11 protein-coding genes and 1 riboswitch are annotated in these 20,927 nt (G+C 39.9%); of the genes, 6 read left to right on the forward strand and 5 right to left on the reverse strand.

Features of this window, described 5'->3' with window-relative positions:
• The first annotated feature begins 66 nt into the window (after nt 1-66).
• Nucleotides 67-960 (forward strand): bifunctional GNAT family N-acetyltransferase/hotdog fold thioesterase, encoded by an 894-nt coding sequence (locus tag PSR9079_RS03575; protein ID WP_149980464.1) that lies wholly within the window; start codon nt 67-69, stop codon nt 958-960.
• 51 nt (nt 961-1,011) lie between these two features.
• Here PSR9079_RS03575 and PSR9079_RS03580 read toward each other — a convergent pair whose 3' ends face one another.
• The 5 genes from PSR9079_RS03580 to dapA all read right to left on the reverse strand — a co-directional run bounded on the left by PSR9079_RS03580 (nt 1,012) and on the right by dapA (nt 6,310).
• Nucleotides 1,012-2,052 (reverse strand): phospholipase A, encoded by a 1,041-nt coding sequence (locus PSR9079_RS03580; protein WP_149980465.1) that lies wholly within the window; start codon nt 2,050-2,052, stop codon nt 1,012-1,014.
• 285 nt (nt 2,053-2,337) lie between these two features.
• Nucleotides 2,338-3,459 carry a succinylglutamate desuccinylase/aspartoacylase family protein gene (locus PSR9079_RS03585; RefSeq protein WP_149980466.1) on the reverse strand — a complete coding sequence of 374 codons (1,122 nt, stop codon included), beginning with the start codon at nt 3,457-3,459 and terminating at the stop codon, nt 2,338-2,340.
• Nucleotides 3,460-3,464: 5 nt separating this feature from the next.
• Entirely contained in the window at nt 3,465-4,670 is a 1,206-nt protein-coding gene (locus PSR9079_RS03590; RefSeq protein ID WP_149980467.1) for a PLP-dependent decarboxylase, read from the reverse strand.
• Nucleotides 4,670-5,410: a 2,3,4,5-tetrahydropyridine-2,6-dicarboxylate N-succinyltransferase gene (locus PSR9079_RS03595; RefSeq protein ID WP_149980468.1), complete on the reverse strand. Its 741-nt coding sequence runs from the start codon at nt 5,408-5,410 to the stop codon at nt 4,670-4,672. Before PSR9079_RS03595 ends, PSR9079_RS03590 begins: the two co-directional genes overlap by 1 nt.
• A gap of 15 nt (nt 5,411-5,425) precedes the next feature.
• Nucleotides 5,426-6,310 carry a 4-hydroxy-tetrahydrodipicolinate synthase gene (gene dapA / locus PSR9079_RS03600; protein WP_149980469.1) on the reverse strand — a complete coding sequence of 295 codons (885 nt, stop codon included), beginning with the start codon at nt 6,308-6,310 and terminating at the stop codon, nt 5,426-5,428.
• A 132-nt stretch (nt 6,311-6,442) separates the two neighbouring features.
• A riboswitch (Lysine riboswitch) is annotated at nt 6,443-6,636 on the reverse strand.
• Between the two features lie 190 nt (nt 6,637-6,826).
• Here dapA and PSR9079_RS03605 point away from each other — a divergent pair.
• From PSR9079_RS03605 to PSR9079_RS03625, 5 genes are all read left to right on the forward strand, one after another.
• Nucleotides 6,827-7,528, forward strand: a complete 702-nt coding sequence (locus PSR9079_RS03605) for a DNA-3-methyladenine glycosylase I (protein ID WP_149980470.1) — start codon at nt 6,827-6,829, stop codon at nt 7,526-7,528.
• Between the two features lie 8 nt (nt 7,529-7,536).
• Complete coding sequence (locus PSR9079_RS03610) at nt 7,537-8,952, forward strand: protein adenylyltransferase SelO (protein ID WP_149980471.1); 1,416 nt, start codon at nt 7,537-7,539, stop codon at nt 8,950-8,952.
• A gap of 463 nt (nt 8,953-9,415) precedes the next feature.
• On the forward strand, nt 9,416-10,480 hold the full coding sequence (locus PSR9079_RS03615) for an OmpA family protein (protein ID WP_149980472.1): 1,065 nt from the start codon (nt 9,416-9,418) through the stop codon (nt 10,478-10,480).
• Between the two features lie 276 nt (nt 10,481-10,756).
• The gene (acnB, locus tag PSR9079_RS03620; protein ID WP_149980473.1) at nt 10,757-13,354 is read left to right on the forward strand and encodes a bifunctional aconitate hydratase 2/2-methylisocitrate dehydratase; all 2,598 of its coding nucleotides are present in this window, start codon (nt 10,757-10,759) and stop codon (nt 13,352-13,354) included.
• A gap of 495 nt (nt 13,355-13,849) precedes the next feature.
• Nucleotides 13,850-20,899: a leucine-rich repeat domain-containing protein gene (locus PSR9079_RS03625; protein WP_149980474.1), complete on the forward strand. Its 7,050-nt coding sequence runs from the start codon at nt 13,850-13,852 to the stop codon at nt 20,897-20,899.
• Nucleotides 20,900-20,927: the final 28 nt, after the last annotated feature.

Here is a 20,927-nt window from a genome sequence, read left to right on the forward strand (position 1 = left end):
TTTTAGTTAGATAAACGCATCTTGAATTAGCAAGCGTTTGCGGCCTTGGTAGCAACAGGAGTGATTATGTTTCAGGTGACAACACCACAAAGTAGCGAAGATTGGCAAGCGTATTATCAATTACGTTGGCAAGTATTGCGCGCGCCTTGGAATGAACCGCGTGGTTCTGAGCAGGATGATTTAGAGCAAGATGCTGAGCATCGCTTTATTAAAAATAAAGAGGGGGCAGTGTTAGGTGTTGCACGACTGCATTTTAATAATCAACAACAAGCGCAAGTCCGTTATATGGCCGTTGCACAAGGTAACCGTAATCAACACATTGGTAGCCGTTTATTGCATGAGCTCGAGAAAATAGCCTGGACTCAAGACGCCGATGAGTTAGTTTTATTCGCTCGTGAACGAGCATTAGAATTTTACAAACGTCATGGTTATGAATTAAAAGAAAAGGCTCACTTAGCTTACGATGATGTACAACACTGGAAAATGGTGAAACAAAAACCGTCTGAGCCAGGCTGGTTCCGCCATCCCAATTGGACCCAAGTTCTGCAAAATACCTGGCGCGAATCTATTCCGATCAGCGATGCTATGGGCATTAAAGTTGAAAGTTACACTGATTGGCAATTTACCACCAGTGCAGATTTAAATGCGAACTTAAACTTGCATAACACTATGTTTGCTGGCTCTATTTATAGTTTAGCGACGTTAACCGGCTGGGGCGCGACTTATTTAGCACTCAAAGAAGCCGGGCTTGAAGGTAATATTGTGTTAGCTGATGCTAATATTAAATATTTAAAACCGCTTAATAACGACCCACGTGGCAGCGTTGATTTAAGCGGCTGTAAGGGTAAATTAGCCGAGTTAGAGTCAGAAGGTAAAGCGAGCTATGTAGTGCCAGTGGAAATCTACGATGGTGAGTTACTGGCTGCTGAGTTTGAAGGTACATTTAGAATTATTAAGTAGTTAGAATTCAGAGCAAACAAAAGATAAGGCCAAGCAATTGCTTGGCCTTTTTTATAGTAAATCAGTTAATAATATACCCACGCCAATACGTTCTATGTCAGCGTTATAATCAATTAAACTTTCACCGTAGCCGTTGAAGTATTGGGCGTAACCGCGAACTCGGCCCCATAATGGGAATGACCAATCAAGCTGAATTGCACCGCGGTTATCTGAATTTAAATTATTGCGGGTCATAAAACTAAATTCATGATCATTAAGTCGATATGCACCGCTAAATTCAAAGTAACCCATGTATTTGTAAATATCAGGGTTATCATCACCTCTTGGATCTAATGGCGTTTCCTTCTCGCTTTCTGAAATACGGTACCAAGGTTTAAAGCTAAACACATAGCCATCGTTTTCCCACAAAAAGTTTGCATAAATACGGTTCCATGAGCGCGAATCAGGCTGACTATTACCGTTAGATTGATGCGAAATACCAAGGACTACTGCCATTTCGTCGCCCCATGGAACGTGCTTTTTATCTAAATAATTAACCCAAAAAATTTCAGGCTCATAGTTGGTCTCACGAAATGGTGAGGAACTTTCTTTGTTATAAAGCTGCCAATATGACTGTAATGTAAAGGCAAAAAATATAGCCTGGTCTTCATCAGAAAAATCATCGAAAATAGGTACCTTAATTGAAAGCTGATATTTTGCTTCTAAGTTATCGAGTGGTTCATCTTGTTTTTCACCGGTTAGTTCGTCATACGCTTCAAACGAGCTATTGTTTGGGTGGGATACATAAGAAACAGGTAAAATGTAGTTACGTTTGTGTGGGGTAATAACATTACGGTTTTCTTTACTTACTTCTTCGCGTGCTTGGCGCTTATCGAGTGCGGTAAGTTGTTTGCTTTCATCAAGTGATGAGCATTTTTCACGCAGTTGTGCTAGCGTCATCTCGCCAGCCCCGCCAATTGCCTCATTTAAAATACATTGCTTTACTAGCTCGACATCATCATCTTGCTCGTTGGTTTTTGCTGTTGATTCTGATTGTGCGAATGCAGAGCTTGATAATAGTGCAGTAAATAGGATCCCATAGTGCCAAGTCATTATTATTCCTTTGATAAAATCAAATAGAGAGTAGCTATTGTGTTTTTCGTAAATGAGAATAGGCTAATTTCAGTATCATAAAACGACTAAGATACCTATCCCATACATTTATCCAGCATTTACTTTAACTGAATATCAGTGAATTGTTACTGAACTTAGTTGATTGTGGCGCTTTTTGCCCATAAATACAAAGAAAAAGCGGCCGAAGCCGCTTGTTCAATGCACTTTTTCCAATTGGATCGTCGTGCTCTCACGCAATGAGAAGGGTTGAGCTTGATATAAAAATTAAAGCTCAAATACGTTAGTAAAGAATTTATATAGTTCGGTGCCTTGGTTTACGCTTGCTGAAGCAAAATGCAAAATCGCGATGGCGTCACAATCAAGGGTTAGGGTTTGTAATGGTTGCTCTGCTAGGTAGCGCTCCATTCGCAATACTCTAGCAATCGGCTCGCCAGCTTTGATATGGCCGCCAAGTGGCGCTATATACTCAACCATGCCGCCCATAGGTGCATAGTAAGCAAGGTAATCATTTAAATCACAGCCGTAGCGCTTCATTACTTTTGGCTGATAGGGGGCATCAACGAATACCTGCTTATGATTTAGGTAACTTAAAATACTATTAGCATCATCAAGGGCCGCAGTTAAATCTATCTTTTCTTGGCTGCCGAGTTCGACCGTAAAAGCTTCAACTTGAACATTAAATTCACGCCCTTGTTGAGCTAATGCCTCGGTTAATTGCCACCATGGGCAAAAACTTGCTTCATCCATTGCTCCTGCAAAATCATTAGGGATGATTAATACATGAGGAATATTAAAGTAGTTGGCACTGGCCTTGGCATAATCTGGGCAATATAAATGCTGACTCGAAATGGGGCCTGTGTGTAAGTCGAGCACGATATCAGCTTGGTGTGCCAACTTTTGCAAGTTAAGTGCAATGCGTTTGCCTGTAGTTAGGCGATAAGCTGGACCGCTTAGTTGTTGCTCTACTTCATCAATCAGTGCGGCTTTAAACTCACTTTTTAAGGTTTGCTCATCGGCATCACTATATTGCTCAGCAAATTGGCTCGCGAGCTTACTATTGCAGTGATACATGCGGTTCCAGTTGGTGCCGGTGATTGGATCAAAACGACCAAGGGTGAATTCGCCCGATTTTTGATTGCAACCAATTGGGTTCGCGTAAGGCACCAGGGTGATATCGCCTTTGAGTTCAAGATGCTTAAGCTGCTCAAGTAATTGGTAAATAACCGCATTGCCTTGTACTTCTGCACCGTGCATATTAGCTTGCACATACACACTTGGCCCAGTGCCATCGCCTTTTAAACGATAGACAGGAATTGTGAGCGGTAGGCCGTTGGCAACTTCACCAACTACTATGTTTTCTTGGCTTATAGCTTTAGTCGTACTCATCTCAATTACCTTAAGTAGTAGTTGGCATCTTCAGCTGTGCGAATACAGTTAAGCTCGCCATTTTGTAATGTGTATTCAGCGGCTAGCTCATGACATAAAAAATACGGCATACTTTCGGTAAAGCCGTACGCGCCACATTGGCTAAACACCAGCCAGTCTTGCTCATTTAAATCACTAGGTAATTGGTGTTCACCTAAGCAATCAAGTGCTGTACATAATGGCCCATATAAGCTCATAGTTTGGTATGCAGCAGTTGAGTCTCGTAATAATCGTGCTGGGAAATCTTGGCTGGTGACTGCAGGGCGCAATAAATGATTAATACCGCCGCTTAAGATCACTTGTTGTTGGGCATAGTTAAGTTTTCGCTCAACGACAGGCGTTGCGTAATGACCGCATTCGCCCACAGCATAACGGCCAAGCTCCATCCAGAGTTCTTGTACGCCTGCGGCATGTTTAATGTTAGCTAATGCATCAATGAGCGCATCCCAACTTAAGGTTGGTGCATCAAGAGTGTAAGGAATACCTAAACCACCGCCTAAGTCGAGTACTTTTAAGTGAATACCTAAGTCGTTGGCAAGCTTTGTTAGCGGTGCAATCATTTGTGACCAAAGTTCAGCGAGCTTGTCGCTGCTGAGCATGTTGCCCCATTGAAAAATATGCAGGCCATCAAAGCTAAGCGCTGGGTAGTCGCTAGTATTTAGCGCTTGCCATTCATCGCAACCTAAACCAAATGGAGTAAGGCTATCGCCACCAAGTGGGTTTTTTTCCCCTTCAGGCCAGCGTAATTGCACTCGCAGTAATATCTGTAACTGACAGTTTTGTAAGCTTGCTTGCTCGTTAAGCCAGCGTACTTGATTAAGGCTTTCGGCAACAAAGGTACGTACGCCGCGCGCAATAAAGTGTTTAATTTGTTTTGGGCTTTTGGCAGGCCCTGTATTGAGCACGCGCTCGCTGTTAATACCTTGAGCAAGTACTTGCTCAAGTTCGCCCTTACTTGCCACATCAAAGTTAAAACCCGCGTTATCTAAGCTTTGAATGACTTTAGATAATGGGTTAGCTTTTACGGCATACCACAGTTTTACCTCAGTTTGCGTCACTAACCGCGTTAAGTGTGCGTTTAATGTATCAAGGTCGTAAATAAAAAAGGGTGTATCAAGCGCAGTTGATAGCTCATCAATGGCGGTTTTAACTGGCGTGCTCAAAAAGCTCATTAACGTAAAACCTCTTCAAGCAGCAATGATGCATCACTTTGTTCATCACGGTATTTTACAATTAATGCACACGACATACTTAATCCTTGCTCGCGGGCCCAAGTATTAGAAGCTGGGCGAGAACCTGGAATAACAATCGCGTATTCAGGAATAGGCTCGCCTTTAGCCAGCTGGCGCTCATTTACACAGTCATAAACAGGAATAGTTGCTGATAAGCGTACACCTGGTGCGAGCACCGCGCCTTTTTTCACTACTACGCCTTCAACAATCACGCAACCTGCACCGATGAATGCATCGTCTTCTATCACCACCGGGTTTGCACCAATAGGTTCAAGTACACCGCCTAGTTGTACAGCAGCGCTTAAATGTACATTTTTACCTACTTGCGCACACGACCCCACTAACGCGTGGCTATCAACCATAGTGCCTTCGTCGATAAAGGCACCAATGTTTACATATGCTGGTGGCATAATAATCGTGCCCTTAGCAACGTGTGCGCCACGGCGAACGCTTGAGCCACCAGGCACCATACGCACTCCAGCATCGGCTGCAAAACCTTGTGGTGCTAAATTGTGTTTATCAACAAAGCCACCTGGAAATTCGGTATTAGTGCCATTTTTAAACGCTTCTAAAATACCTTGTTTTACCAGAACGTTAGCATGCCATTGGCCGTTGTCGTCTTGTGTTGCTGCGCGCACTGCGCCCGATTCTAAATTATTTAGTAGTTCTAACCAGCTCATTATAAAAACCTGTATTTAATGCCAAGATAAAATGGTGTTGTTTGCGTTGTTAATACAATCAGTTTGCGTTAACTCAAGATGCGTCAAAGGTGGACGTAAGTACGGGCTGTTAATTCGCCCTTGTAAATGCATCAATACTTTGACGGGGATAGGGTTTGCGACAGCAAACAAGCTTTGAATGGCTTGTGACCAGTCGGCAAATAAATTGGGGTGTTGACCGCTGAGACTTCGTTTTACAAACTCATGGGTTTGCACAGGCCATGCATTAGCAGCCACAGAGACTAAACCTTTTGCGCCAGCCTGGGCAAAGTAAGGCATCAGTGCATCGTCACCGCTAAAAATAGCTAAATTAGGTGCGACTTTTCTAAAACCTTCAAATTTAGCAATGTCGCCACTGGCTTCTTTGAGTGCCCACAAGTTTTTATGGTCTTTCAAGTTGCTAATTACGGCCGATGGAATATCAACAGCACTGCGCCCTGGTACGTTATAAAGCATGCAAGGATGTTTACTGGTATTAAGTAAGCTTTCAAACCAATGTGTTTGGCCTACCACGCCGGGCTTAGCGTATAGGGGAGTGCCCAGTAAATAGCTATGAATGGGTAACTGATTACAGTATTCAACCCAGGCAATTTGTTGCTTTAGATTTATACCGCCTACTGCAACCATCAGCGGTACTGTTGGCATTAATTGGCACACGTGTTCAACAATCGCTTGTTGCTCTTTGAGTGTTAGTGCGAGGCCTTCGCCGGTGCTACCAAGTAATAAAATACCATTGTTAGCCACTTGCTGCTGTGCAACTAACTGATCAAGAGTGGCATAGTCGACTTCACCAGCGTCAGTAAATGGCGTGACGAGTGCCGTCCACAAAGGGTAGTCATTTAAATTGAAGTTATTGATCATCTCTCACGAACTTATAAGTGATTCGAGGAGTTAATAAGCTTTTATGATTGGAGCCACATTAACGTCGTTCGAACTAATAATTCGAAGAGCGAATGGGCTTAATATAATAGGGCGCTATGGCCTTATTACGCTAAGACCAGAAGCTCTCCACCAAATATTTTAACAGCCAAGCTGTTATTGGTGACAGTCGCTGGGATTCAACCCAGTCGCCCGAAGTAAAACTTCACAAAAAGTGTTACTTCTCGGCGTTAATTCCCCTCACGTATGATCACTGGAGTGTGTGCTCCTCACATACGTTACCTGAATAACGCACCTCTTCTAGCCCATGGTGTAAGTTTTATCGTTTAAAACTCACACCTTTAATAGGGGTAATGCGAAAGATTAAAGCATTTTAGCCGTCTAGGTGTCAAGGCTGGATATTTTTAAGTTTATTTTTAGCTGCAATGTGCTCCTGACATTTTTTTACAACGTAAATAGCGTTACAGTAAGCGTAATAACAAGCAGTGGTAGTGAGTAATGGAAAAATTTCAAGATATATATCAACGAGCGGCACAGCGAAAAGGTAGCGAAGTAATGTTACAGCAATTACTTGTTGCCCCTCAAAATGCAAAGCAATTAACTGCTTTACCTGATGATGCATGGCTTGAAGAGTTTACCCGCAAAATTTTTCAAAGTGGTTTTTATTGGTCAGTGATCAACAATAAATGGCCAGGTTTTCGGGAAGTATTTTGGGATTTTAGTGTGGCTAAATTATTAATGATGCCGCCAGATATGCTTGAGCAAAAAGCCACCGATGAGCGAATCGTTCGTAACTTTAAAAAAGTGCAAACGATCCCAGAAAATGCGTATATGATCCATGAAGTGGCAAGTGAACATGGCAGTTTTAGTCAGTTTATTGCAGATTGGCCGAGCGACGATATTATTGGTTTGTGGGGGTATTTAAAAAAGCATGGGGCGCGTTTAGGTGGTAACACCGGCCCTTATGCATTGCGAACCTTAGGGAAAGATACTTTTTTATTATCGCGTGATGTAGAAAGTTATCTCCGTGCTCATAAAATAATTGATGGCGGTTTACAAACTAAAAAGTCACTTGCCAGCGCTCAACATTTTTTTAATGAATTGCAGCAACAAAGCGGATTAAGCCTACAAGAGCTCAGTCTGTTAGTTGCATACAGCGTGGGCGATAATCGCGTTGGTATACAAACAACCCAAGCTTAAGGAATACTATGAAATTAGTTGCTCGTTACACCCAGATTGCTGATGATTTTGCTGTGGCTGATCAGCCAAGTGCTGTTATTGCTCCAAACTTACTGCTGTGGAACGATACGTTAGCTAGGCAGCTTAATATTGAGGTTGTCACATCAGAACGTGCGGTAATTTTTTCTGGTAATCTTAATAACAGCGATGTTGCTGCTGTGGCATTAGGTTACTCAGGGCATCAATTTGGACATTTTTCACCGCGTTTAGGTGATGGGCGAGCACATTTATTAGGGGCTGTCACTGATCAGCAGCAACAGCTTTGGGACATTCAACTCAAAGGTTCTGGTGCTACGCCATTTTCACGTGGAGGTGATGGCCGTTGTGCAATCGGTCCTGCGGTACGTGAATATATAATGAGTGAGGCAATGCACGGGCTTGGCATAGCGACGACACGTTGTTTGGCAGTTGTTGCCAGTGGTGAAACAGTTTACCGTCAACCACCACAACAAGGAGCCATTGTTACCCGCGTTGCTAGTAGTCATATACGTGTCGGTTCGTTTCAGTATTTAGCTGCGCAAGGTGACGAGACTGGTTTAAAAGCCTTAGCTGATTTAGCTATTGAGCGTCATTATCCTGAGATAAAGTCTACGGGCTCTGCGCGTTATTTGGCATTTTTAAGTGCGGTAATTGAAAAGCAAGTTAGCCTGATTGTTAGCTGGATGCGGGTTGGTTTTATTCATGGAGTAATGAATACTGATAATACGCTCGTCAGTGGTGAGACCATCGATTATGGCCCTTGTGCAATGATGAATCAGTTTGATTTTGATACTGTATTTAGTTCTATTGATCGCCAAGGTCGCTATGCTTTTGGCAATCAACCTAATATTGCTAATTGGAATTGTGCACGTTTAGCTGAAAGTTTAATTCCTTTAATTAGCGATGACGAAGAGCAGGCTGTTGAGCTATTAAGCCCATTAATAAATGGTTTTGCTGAGCAGTTTCATCAAGCCTTTACACAGATGTGGGCGAAAAAACTGGGCTTTGATGGTCATCAAGATGGCGATGCTGAATTAGTATCCGAGTTATTAACTTTACTGAAAACCCATCAGCTTGATTACACCAATACTTTTGACTCCTTAACAGAATCATTGCAAGGTCAGACTGCCATTCCGAGTGACTTGGCTGGTTGGTCTATTAAGTGGTTAGCCAGAACAAATACGCAAAGCTATCAGCTGATGCGCCAAGCCAACCCACGCTTGATCCCGCGTAATCATATTGTTGAAAGCATAATACAGCAGTATGAAAGTACTGGTGAAAGCAGCATGTTAGATGAATATTTAACGGCCTTGAGGTCGCCTTACCAATTGTTGGCAAGCCCTGCATTTTGGTACTCCCCGCCTGTTGATGGGGATACTAATTACCAAACATTCTGCGGAACATAATAACGCAGTGCTGATTGTTAGGCGTATTGTTCGTAAATTGAGCGATGACTAATGAATTGATGTGACTTATACATCCAGATCTTTAGTTAAAAGCTGTTATTTATTAATAATTATAAGAAATAAATATGCTTAACTACTTGTTGATTTAAAATTAACCAATATAATGCACTCATTAGCTTAAGCATTTAAATTATTAAAGCCAAAGATATTAGAAACGTTGTGGCTGAAATTGCAGTGATAGCAATTACAATGCTGACAATCGATAGATGTGCAAGTTAGGTAAAGTTTTTTATCTGAACTATAATGTAGGGCGCTTTATTTTAATAAATAGTTAAATTGCAAAATATGCATTTAAATATTTTCGTTAAGTAATGATTAACTAAAGATACGGTACTCTATGGTTAAACTTATTGAGCTAGGGTCTCTTAGCTACAATTTTAATTGTGAAAATGGGAAGGAAACAATGAAATTAAAATCACTTACTATTGCTTTAGCACTAGCTGCAACTAGCGCTTCAAGTTTCGCTGCTGAAAAAGAAGGTTTCTTTATCGGTGCTTTTGGCGATTATTACGATGCTTCATGGGAAAATGTCCGTGGAAGCGCAGGTACTAACGTTGATGATTCAACTGGTTGGGGTGCAGAAATTGGTTATCGTTTTAACGATTACTGGAGTGCACGTCTAGAATATGCTGATATGGATTTTGACATTTCAAATGCAAATCCTGCCATGAACGCAACAAGCATGGACGGCGACCGTTTAGGTATTGATGGTCTTTATCACATCAACGGCGGCCCTTTCTATGGTATTTTCGGTCTTAAAAAAATCGATATTACAGAAAACCTAACTTTTGCTAATCTAGGTGCTGGTTACCAACATTATTTCACTGATAATTTCGCATTTAATGCTGAAACATCTATTTATCAAGGTCTTGACCGTGGTTACACAGATGTAGGTGCTAAACTTGGTCTTAGCTACTTATTTGGCAAGCAAAGTTCAGCTGCTGAGCCAGTTAAAGCTGCTCCAGCTCCAGCTACAGTAGTACCTGTAGCAGTTGCCCCGGTAGATAGCGATGGTGATAACATCCCTGATGCAGATGACCAATGTGCAAACACACCAATGACAGATGCTGTTGATGGTACAGGTTGTACTTTATATGAAGACCGTGAAGTAACTAAAAGCTTGTTAGTAACATTCCCTAACAACGCCTCAAAAGTTGCTGGTAAATATGACAGCGGTATTGACCAAGTTGCTAGCTTCTTAAAAGAGCACACAGACACAACAGTATTACTTGAAGGTCATTCTTCAGCTGTTGGTAAAGCTGAGTATAACAAGTGGTTATCGAAAAAGCGTGCTGATGCAGTTGCTGCTAAGCTAATTGCTGATGGCATTGCTGAAGATCGTATTACTACTGTTGGTCTAGGCGAAGAGCGTCTTAAAAATACAGACAACACACCTGCTGCACACGCGGAAAACCGTCGTGTAGAAGCACACCTTAAGTCAATTGAGCGCGTGAAAGTTAAGCGTTAATAGCATTTGATTTATTAAAAACCCAGCAAGATGCTGGGTTTTTTTATGCCTAAAAAATAGCAATGATTCGCAGTTAATTAACATTCATGTGAATGGTTTTTTCCTAATTGGTTATTCACAGTATTTATAATGAGTATAGAATTTTGCTTGATTGCACGGATTTTCATCTATATTTAAAAGCTTTATAATTAATCGTCAGAATACTATAAGTATTGAGTAATTTTTCGCGAGAATGTGTATTACTGAATACTTTCACGTCACCAAGAGGGCAATATTGTGCTAGAAGATTATCGTAAACACGTAGAAGAACGTGCCGCGTTAGGTATCGTACCAGCGCCATTGGATGCTCAGCAAACGGCTGATCTTATCGAGCTAGTTAAAACACCACCTGCAGGTGAAGAAGAGTTTATTTTAGACTTATTAGTAAATCGCGTGCCGCCAGGTGTGGATGACGCAGCTTACATCAAAGCTGGCTTTTTAGCCGCAGTTGCTAAAGGTGAGGCAACTTCACCACTAATTTCAAAAGAAAAAGCAGCTGAACTATTAGGCACAATGCTTGGCGGTTACAACATCGCCCCCATGATTGAGCTACTTGACGAAGAAGCGCTTGCGCCAATCGTTGTTAAAGGTCTTGCAAATACGTTATTAATGTTTGATGCATTTTATGACGTTGAAGAAAAAGCAAAAGCGGGTAATGAATACGCTAAGCAAATTATTGAATCTTGGGCTGCTGCAGAATGGTTTACCAATAAACCTGCGGTTGCTGAAAAAATCTCAGTTACGGTATTCAAAGTAACAGGCGAAACAAATACTGATGATTTATCACCAGCGCCAGACGCCTGGTCACGTCCTGATATTCCATTGCATGCTTTAGCAATGCTAAAAATTGAACGTGACGGTATTACACCTGATAAAGCTGGTGAAGTTGGTCCAATTACACAACTTGAAGAACTAAAAACGAAAGGCTTACCACTTGCCTACGTAGGTGATGTTGTTGGTACTGGCTCTTCTCGTAAGTCAGCAACTAACTCTGTACTTTGGTTTATGGGCGATGATATCCCGTTTGTACCAAACAAGCGTGTTGGCGGTGTATGTTTAGGTAATAAAATTGCGCCAATCTTCTTCAACACAATGGAAGATTCAGGCGCATTACCAATCGAATTAAATGTTGATGAACTTAACATGGGTGAGCAAATCGATATCTTCCCTTACGAAGGTGTTGTTAAGCGTCACGGTACTGATGAAATTATTTCTACTTTTGAACTTAAATCTGAGGTAATTTTAGATGAAGTTCGTGCTGGTGGTCGTATCCCACTAATCATTGGTCGTGGTTTAACTGACAAAGCGCGTACATCTCTTGGCTTGGGTGCAACAGATGTATTTAAAGTACCAACAGCAACAGAAGTTTCTGATAAAGGCTTCACACTAGCGCAAAAAATGGTTGGTAAAGCATGTAACGTTGCTGGTATTCGCCCAGGTCAATACTGTGAGCCTAAAATGACCACTGTTGGTTCGCAAGATACAACCGGTCCTATGACGCGTGATGAACTTAAAGATTTAGCCTGTTTAGGTTTCTCTGCAGATTTAACAATGCAGTCTTTCTGTCATACATCAGCTTACCCTAAACCTATTGATGTAAATACTCACCATACGCTTCCTGATTTCATCATGAACCGTGGCGGTGTTTCACTTCGCCCAGGTGACGGTATTATCCACTCATGGTTAAACCGCATGTTATTACCAGATACCGTCGGTACTGGTGGTGATTCACATACACGTTTCCCATTAGGTATTTCATTCCCAGCTGGGTCGGGTGCAGTAGCATTCGCAGCAGCAACTGGTGTAATGCCACTTGATATGCCTGAATCAATTTTAGTCCGTTTTAAAGGCGAAATGCAGCCTGGTATCACATTACGTGACCTAGTACATGCAATCCCTTACTACGGTATTAAGCAAGGCTTATTAACCGTTGAGAAAAAAGGAAAAATTAACGAATTCTCTGGTCGTGTACTAGAAATTGAAGGCGTTGAGCACCTAACTGTTGAGCAAGCATTTGAATTATCTGATGCATCTGCAGAGCGTTCGGCGGCAGGTTGTACTGTTAAGTTATCTAAAGAATCTATTTCTGAATACCTAGAATCAAACATTGTTATGCTGAAGTGGATGATCTCTGAAGGTTACGGCGATGTACGTACGATTGAACGTCGTGTTACAGCAATGCAAGAGTGGTTAGCTAACCCAGAACTTATGGAAGCTGATAAAGACGCTGAGTACGCTCATATAGTTGATATCGATTTAGCCGAAATTAAAGAGCCAGTTCTTTGTGCACCAAATGATCCAGATGATGCGCGTCTTCTTTCTGATGTTGCAGGCGAGAAAATTGATGAAGTATTCATCGGCTCTTGTATGACTAACATTGGTCACTTCCGTGCTGCTGGTAAGTTGCTTGATGGCTTTAAAGGTCAATTACCGACTCAGCTTTGGGTTGCTCCACCAACTAAGATGGATAAAGACCAACTTACAGAAGAAGGTTATTACGGTATTTTTGGTCGTGTTGGCGCACGTATCGAAACTCCAGGTTGTTCACTATGTATGGGTAACCAAGCACGTGTTGCAGATCAAGCAACAGTTGTGTCTACCTCTACACGTAATTTCCCGAACCGTTTAGGTAATGGCGCAAACGTATTTTTAGCTTCATCTGAACTTGCTGCAATCGCTGCAATTTTAGGTAGGTTACCAACATCTGCTGAGTATCAAGAATATGCTGCGAAGATCAATGCAACAGCATCAGATACATACCGTTACTTGAACTTCCATCGCATGCCTGCTTACACTAAAAAAGCAGACAACGTGATTATTCAACAAGCTGTTTAAAAGTCTACTTGTTGCAAAAAAACCCACAATATGTGGGTTTTTGTTAAGCCTTTGTTCATTTCCACTTGACGAAAAGTTTTCTTAGTCTAGAATCTTACCAATAAAAAATTAACATATGTTATTAGTTGCCATGGAAAAGGCGATAACTTCCTTCATGCTATTAAAATAATTAATCAGCAATGAAAGGCACCATCGTAAACTCCTTAGCTAACTTCAATTTCATTTACCACATCAAATTACGCAGCATCAATATCTTTAGTGTACGAAAGAATAATTAGCCTATGAGAATCAGGGGATTGGGAGATTTAATAACTTGAGAATGATGATTCGAGCTTGAGGCTTCTGAGGTGTAATTCTTAAAGTATAAATATAAAAAGTTATAAGAACCGAAAACAAAATTTTAAAGCCACATTAAGCTAAGGCTTTTTTAAATTATTAAAGGGAAATGATTTAAACACAGCTCCCTCAATAGCATCCATTTAAAAGGGGAATAAAATGGGTTTTTTTGAAATAAAGCTACGCATAGGCTTACTAGCCAGTGCACTATTTTTAACTGGCTGTGGAGGCGGAGGTGATGATAGCGGTAGTACAACGCCAAAACCTGTTGACCCAGTTAACCAAGGCCCAATAGTTACACTAACGGCTGTAGATGAACAAATAGAACAAGAAACATTCACTCTTAAAGCGACAGCAAATGACACTGATGGTGAAATTTCGTCATATAGTTGGAGGCACGATGCGAGCTTTGACTTTATCAGTGATGGTCTTTCCAGTGCTGAAGTGAGCTTTACTTCCCCCGATATCAGTGAAGACATTACGGTTAATTTTACTGTAACGGTTACTGATAATGATGGTGCTTCAGCATCATCCTCTCAAGCGGTGCTCATCAAGCGTAAAGTATCCAATGTAACCATAACAGGGCTTGTTACTGATGAGCCAATTGCAAATGCTGAACTTGAAATTGTTGTTGGTGGTGAATCGTTCCAGGTTCAAGCAAATGATAGTGGTCGTTATACAGCGGTTTTAAATATCGATGAGTCATCAACTAAAAAGTTGGTAAGAGTAAAAGCGAAAGGACTAGATGCCTTAAACCCAGGTGTTGAGTTTGTATCGCAGCTAAGTTCAGTTGAAAAGCTTTTAGCACAAGCGGGCGAGGATAATACGCTTGATAGTAATGATAATTTTGGTGTCAATATCACTAATGTTACCACTGCTGAATTTGCACTTTTAACACGTGATGGTACAGAGCCTGCGAGTGAAGAAGAGCTTAATAGCGCACTGTTAAATGTTGATGCGGATGAGAAGATTCAGCTAGCAACACTTATTAAGATTGTTGTTGATAATCCAGATTATCAATTACCTGAAGGTATTAATAGCACGCTGGAGCTTGTTGCGAATGAACAAGTCGCGAAGCAGTTTGAAGAAGAAGTGATAGAGAAAGATCCTGAAATCATCGAAAAAACCAAAAAAGAAATTAAAGAAGATGATGCTCTCGTAACTGGCGCAACAGGTACGCTCGAGGGTAATTATATTATTAACTCACCTCGTTATCATACCAATACAGCATTCCACCTTAGCTTAAGGGCTGATGGAAGCGGGCAGTTTAGCTCTAATACCAGTAGTGCGATCTCTTGGGCTGAAAATGCAGGCGTTTATACATTAGACTTTGCTGAAAAAGTTACGATTTATCAAAATTCAGATGCAGAAAGTTCAGAGTCTGTAGTTTTAACTGGATTCAGCTTTACTGTATTGGCTGAAAACGATGTGTTTAGAACCATCGAAGTGACGCGTTCAACAGAGCGAACGGTTGTTAATAGCAACAGCGGTTCAGTTACAATGACGACTGAAGATGATGAAACATATACGACGAATCTAATATATAAAAATAAAACCATTTCATTATTAGCTGAACAGCTGGTAGGTGAGTGGGCACTTCATGTACAAGATAATGACTTTTATACTAGCTACGATCCCAACCTACCTGAAACTCTGCAATTTTATGCTGACGGTACAGGCGTTGTTGATAGTAGCGAAGCGTTTACTTGGCAGCTAAACAGCCATAGCTTAATTGTTAACTATGATGACGGCGGCGAAACAGGGCAGCTAGAGCTTTGGTTTACAAAAGCATTAAGTGGCGGCTATCAATTAGTTGGTCTTGATACGAGCTTTGATAAGCCGAGTGACACCCTAACAGGGCTATTAATCAAAAAACAAGCGGTATCGACTACGAATGATGATTTAATTGGTCGTTGGCATGGCTTTATCGGCACATCTCAATCGTATGATTTAAATATTTTTAGCGATGGCACAATGATGATCGGCCTAGGCATCACTGATTGGCAGGGGCATTTAAATGATGGTCAGTTTACACGTAAGCGTTTTATTTATAACAATGAAATTGTTACGTCATGTGAAGGCTTTGGTGCAAGTTGCTACCTTGAAAGTGAAATGATTCATGAGTTCATCAGTATTGTTGGTAACCTGTATTACATTAAGCGCACTCTAAATTACTATTTACCAAATGGTGAGATTAGGTCTCAAAGCGGTGCAATATTAGTTTATGAATACAGCAAAGACTTAACCTACAGCGCATTCACCGAAGAGCTATTAGAGAATTACACAGAGTTTTATTCAGCAGATGGCCAAACAGATAGAATTTATACTGAATATGACGAAAACGGTAACGTAATATACGTTGTTGAATTAGAGGGGCAGACTTACACCGGCGCAACCTTTAATGACGGTGTATTAAGTTATGACCGAAATGGTGAAACGTGGCATCTTGAGCTTGTTTCATCAGATACCGGCAGCATTGTAGTTTGCCATTATCAAGATGGTGGCACGTGTAATGCTGCGTCACAAATTACTTACTTACCAAAGCGCCCTAAAGTTACCCTTAGCGCTAACTCAAGTGGCAATGGTGAAATTTCACCCGCATCACAAGCGTCATTTTTGTATCAAAAAGTTGGGTTTGAAATCATTCCTGACGACGGTTTCGTTTTAGACGTAATTGAAGGCTGCGATGGCTATATTGAAGGTAATCACTACATTGCATTTGCAAGTAACACTGATTGTGAAATTACAGCAACCTTTAAAGAGCAACAGCAAACAGTTGGTAGCTTCATTATTGGTAATCAAGATCTGTATTATGCAAGTGCTTATACTGTAGATCTTAATGAAGATAATACCGGCTATTTAACTTACAACGGTAAAGTTGATATTACTTGGCAAGAGGATGAGCAAGGTGTGATTGAAATCACCCCACAGCAAGCGTTTATTCTTAATGAATATCAAAATATAGAATATCCAGAGGGTTTTCCACTTGAGGTTAATTTTAAAGATATTGCTACAAGCCTGAGATTAAAACCATTACCAGAGAAAGGCATTAACTGGTATGAGTTAGATCGAGTAATCGAACAATATAAAGATGATGTGTTAGTTGATGAATACACAACTTCTTATGAAGTGAGTAAAACATCACTCGATCAACGTTTAGCTATTACAACCGATGATATCGCAGGACAATGGTCAGTTGACTTGGTCGGGGAAAAGACTGTTTATAAAGTAAATTTTAATCTTGATGGGTCTGGTGTATCTCATAATATAAGTGACTTATCCGAAGAGAATTTCACTTGGCAAATAGTTGATAACTCTATAGCGCTTTTCTTTCCTGAAGATAACGGAACTGAATCATTTTATATCACTAAAGGTTTAAATATTGGTTACCAGCTTGTTACTCAAGGTGTTTTTGACGGTGAGCATTATACAGATTCAGGTATCATGGTGCGTCGTAATGAACAACCAATTAGTGCCGATAACTTTGCTGGTCGTCACCAATTTAGAGATGGTCATGACCTAGACACCCATTGGGGGGAAATACAAGTTTATGATGATGGAGAGGTTTTCTTTACTTTTGACACAAGCTCTTTTCAAGGAGGGTTTGAAGGTGGACATTTAAAACGTGATCGATATTCTGAATACGTTGATGGCATCTATCAGAGGGTTGATTGGTGCGATGTTTCTTTAGATACATGCACACTTGAGGGGGAGTTTATATATACCCTAGTTGCTGTTGATGGTCAGCGTTATTTTATAGAACGGACGCTTAGCGGTGCAGTAAATGGTGGAGACACTACAGCACATTTATATATACATGATTACACACCTTCAACAGATGTCGCTCAGTTCGAAGAACATAACTTAGTTTTTAGCCTTTATCAAAATGATAGTAATGGTATTGCTCGCTGGGCTGTTACCTATGATTACTATGATGAAGTGCTAAATAAGCAACACTATATTTTCCAGATTGACGACACTGAACCTGTATATGTTGAGCTAGTTGATGGCAAGTTAGAGTTAACCCTGGACGGTCAAGATACTGTTATTGAATTAGTCGATAACAATCGCCGTAATGTTACCTTCTGCAAATACTTAAAAGGTAATACTTGCTTAGAGCAAGATAAAGTTTACTTATCGTTTGATTTACCAAAGCATATGATAACAGTCAATAGCAGTATTAACGGCTCATTAAGTGTTGGTGATGAAAGTATTGTTAGTCATGGTTCAAATTGGTGGGCATCAATTAACCCAAACTCGGGTTATGAATTAGATACTATTTCTGGTTGTGATGGATTTGTAAATGCTGAGGGGTATTATGAAATTGCCTTTGTTAGTCAAAGCTGTCAAATCGATGTAACTTTTAAAGAGTTTGTGCCTTTATCACAGCAGGCTAATATCACTGACTCGGCACTTGCGATGTGTGTAGATAATTCAGGTGAAACTAATTTAGAGAGTGTGACTGAATTAAATTGTCAATATAATGGTTATGGTGAAATTACTACGCTGACTGGGCTGGAGGCATTTACAAATTTAGAAAGTATAGGACTTAGTAATGTAAATACAGGAGAAAACCTAAATTTAACCAACCTGCCTTTACTGCGTCAGCTTTCAGTTAGCGATAGCCAAGTAAGCACAATTGAGGTTTCAGATCCTTCTTTAATTGAAGTGTTGAAATTAAATTCAATTGGATTAACAACATTCGATCTTAGTAGCTATGTTAATTTACTGGAGCTTGATTTAAGTAATAATAATCTTACCGAGCTAGATGTCAGCGCGAACCCATTAATTGCTCGTCTATCGGTAAGTAATAATGAACTTATAGAGCTGGATCTTAGTAATCAACTTTTATTGGTATATCTTGGTGCTTGGGCTAACAATATAAGTACATTATCGATCGGCAGCACCGATAATTTGATTCATCTTGATGTGGAGAACAATGCTTTTACAACCTTAAATGTTAGTGATAAAGCTAACTTAGCAGTTCTTTGGGTTAACAGTAACCCACTAAGTTCATTGGATTTAACTCAGAATACTAAGTTACAGAGACTTCATGCGAACTTTTTAGCATTAAATGAGTTAAATTTATCAAATAATTTTGAATTAGAGTTTTTAGATATTAGTTACAGCTATGGTTTAGCAGGACTAGATCTAAGCTATCTTGAAAATCTGTATACTCTACGTATCGACGGATTAGACTCAAGCTTAATTAGTAATGATCAGTTTCCGCATATTAGGAGGTTAGAATTTAACAATGCGGATTTAACCTCATTTGATACAAGTGGTTTAATTAATTTAAAAGAGTTATTTCTGCAGGGTAATCAGTTTACTTTAGGTGAGCAAATAAATATTGCCTCTCCATTACAACTGATATCAGTGGGTTTAAGCAACAACCAACAGTTGAGTTCTTTTAACACAAATGCTTTTACAAACTTAGAATTTGCGTATCTGGATAATACTAATGTTTCAAATATTGATTTAACAAATAATACAGCTTTAACAGAGTTAAGACTCAGTAATTCGAACTTGTCGACTATTACAGGGGTTGATTTTATTGCTGAAAAATCAGCAGTCTTAGAGTTTTATAATAACCCTTTAAGTAATGAGACCGCTAACTATTTGGAAAATTTACGCAATAACCAAGGTTATTACAACATTTATTTTAGTACAAATTATGTTGTAGATGTTGTTGTTTCAGGTAATGGCGTGGTAAGTGATAGTAGTTTTATACTAGGTGATAATGAAACTCGTGGCCTGAATTTATACCCTGATGAAGGCTATGAAGTTAACTCTATTTCAGGTTGTAATGGTATTTGGCACTCAGCTGACTATTATGAGGTAGGTCCAATCACAGAGTCGTGCGAGATTAATGTAGAATTTGTTGAGGCAATCCCACTTGCGGATAAAGCGGGTATAACTGATCCGGTACTTGCGCAATGTGTCAATAATGCAAATCACACTCAAGTTAAATATACGACGCGTTTAGTTTGTGAAAGGAGTGGTGAAATTTCTTCATTAGAAGGTTTGGCTGCACTTTCTAGTTTAAGCGAGCTATATTTAAGTGATTTAAATATTGGTGGGTCGATTGATCTCACAGCTTTAACTATGTTAAAGAGAGTTTCAATTCTGGATAGTGCTATTACAGATATAAAATTTAACGATGCTCAGTTGCTCGAGCATATTAATTTGTCAGATAATGCATTAACGAGTTTTGATGTATCAATATACAGCAACTTAAAAGAGTTGAGCTTACGTGATAATCAACTGGTATATTTAGACACAAGTAACAACACATTACTTGAAACGCTTAATATAAGTACGAACCCATTGACGAACTTGGTCTTGAATAACCCAACTCTAAATAGCTTAGACGTAAGTACAACATCTTTAACTACGTTAGATCTTAGCCAAAGTTTAGGTCTGAATTATTTAGATATTAGCTATACAGCTGCTCTAGCTGGTATGGACTTATCGTATTTAAATAGCCTAAGAGAGTTAAATATTAGTGGCTTAAATCAGAACTTAATCAATAACGGGCAATTCTCGAGCATCGAATCGTTGTCCGTAACTTATGCCAAATTAACATCATTTGACTCAACAGGCCTCGATAATCTCAAGTCTTTAAATTTAGAAGGGAATCGGATTGCGGACTTTAGTCAAGTTATTATCGATAAACCTGAGCAGCTAAGTGAATTGGGAATGCGCCTAAACCCACTCACGCAATTAGATATAAGCCAACTAAGTAATTTAACTATACTCAATATTGGTGCTACAAAAATTACAAGTATAGACTTTTCTAATAACCCAGTATTGTGGGTTGTATACGCTAGTGATGCAATGATAACGACTATTACCGGAATTGAATTTTCAACTGAAAGCACAAATCTTGTAATGTATTTTGATAATAATCCGCTTTCAGCAGAAACGGTGAGTTATTTGACTGATTTAAAAGACAATCAAGGTTACAACCTTAGTTACTCAGTGGCCTATCGTGTTGTTGTTAATATTATAGGAAATGGCTTTGTCAGTGATAGTGAACCTAGCTTAAGTGAAGGTGAAACCAGAAATATATATTTATACCCAGATACTGGTTACGAAATAGGCTCGGTGACAGGCTGTGATGGCACATTAGAAACAACCTATTATTCTGTAGGTCCAATCACAGAGTCGTGCGAAGTAAATGTTGAGTTTGTAGAGACAACACCATAAGTTTATTGAATATCTTTTGTAGTTGATA

Source organism: Pseudoalteromonas rhizosphaerae, assembly GCF_902498845.1.
Taxonomy (GTDB): domain Bacteria; phylum Pseudomonadota; class Gammaproteobacteria; order Enterobacterales; family Alteromonadaceae; genus Pseudoalteromonas; species Pseudoalteromonas rhizosphaerae.

What these genes read in the sequence shown, in the direction of transcription:
- dapA (WP_149980469.1), bottom strand. Translation starts at nt 6,310, where the DNA reads ATGATCAATAACTTCAATTTAAATGACTACCCTTTGTGGACGGCACTC.
- PSR9079_RS03625 (WP_149980474.1), top strand. Translation starts at nt 13,850, where the DNA reads ATGGGTTTTTTTGAAATAAAGCTACGCATAGGCTTACTAGCCAGTGCA.
- PSR9079_RS03575 (WP_149980464.1), top strand. Translation starts at nt 67, where the DNA reads ATGTTTCAGGTGACAACACCACAAAGTAGCGAAGATTGGCAAGCGTAT.
- PSR9079_RS03585 (WP_149980466.1), bottom strand. Translation starts at nt 3,459, where the DNA reads ATGAGTACGACTAAAGCTATAAGCCAAGAAAACATAGTAGTTGGTGAA.
- PSR9079_RS03595 (WP_149980468.1), bottom strand. Translation starts at nt 5,410, where the DNA reads ATGAGCTGGTTAGAACTACTAAATAATTTAGAATCGGGCGCAGTGCGC.
- PSR9079_RS03580 (WP_149980465.1), bottom strand. Translation starts at nt 2,052, where the DNA reads ATGACTTGGCACTATGGGATCCTATTTACTGCACTATTATCAAGCTCT.
- PSR9079_RS03605 (WP_149980470.1), top strand. Translation starts at nt 6,827, where the DNA reads ATGGAAAAATTTCAAGATATATATCAACGAGCGGCACAGCGAAAAGGT.
- PSR9079_RS03615 (WP_149980472.1), top strand. Translation starts at nt 9,416, where the DNA reads ATGAAATTAAAATCACTTACTATTGCTTTAGCACTAGCTGCAACTAGC.
- PSR9079_RS03590 (WP_149980467.1), bottom strand. Translation starts at nt 4,670, where the DNA reads ATGAGCTTTTTGAGCACGCCAGTTAAAACCGCCATTGATGAGCTATCA.
- PSR9079_RS03610 (WP_149980471.1), top strand. Translation starts at nt 7,537, where the DNA reads ATGAAATTAGTTGCTCGTTACACCCAGATTGCTGATGATTTTGCTGTG.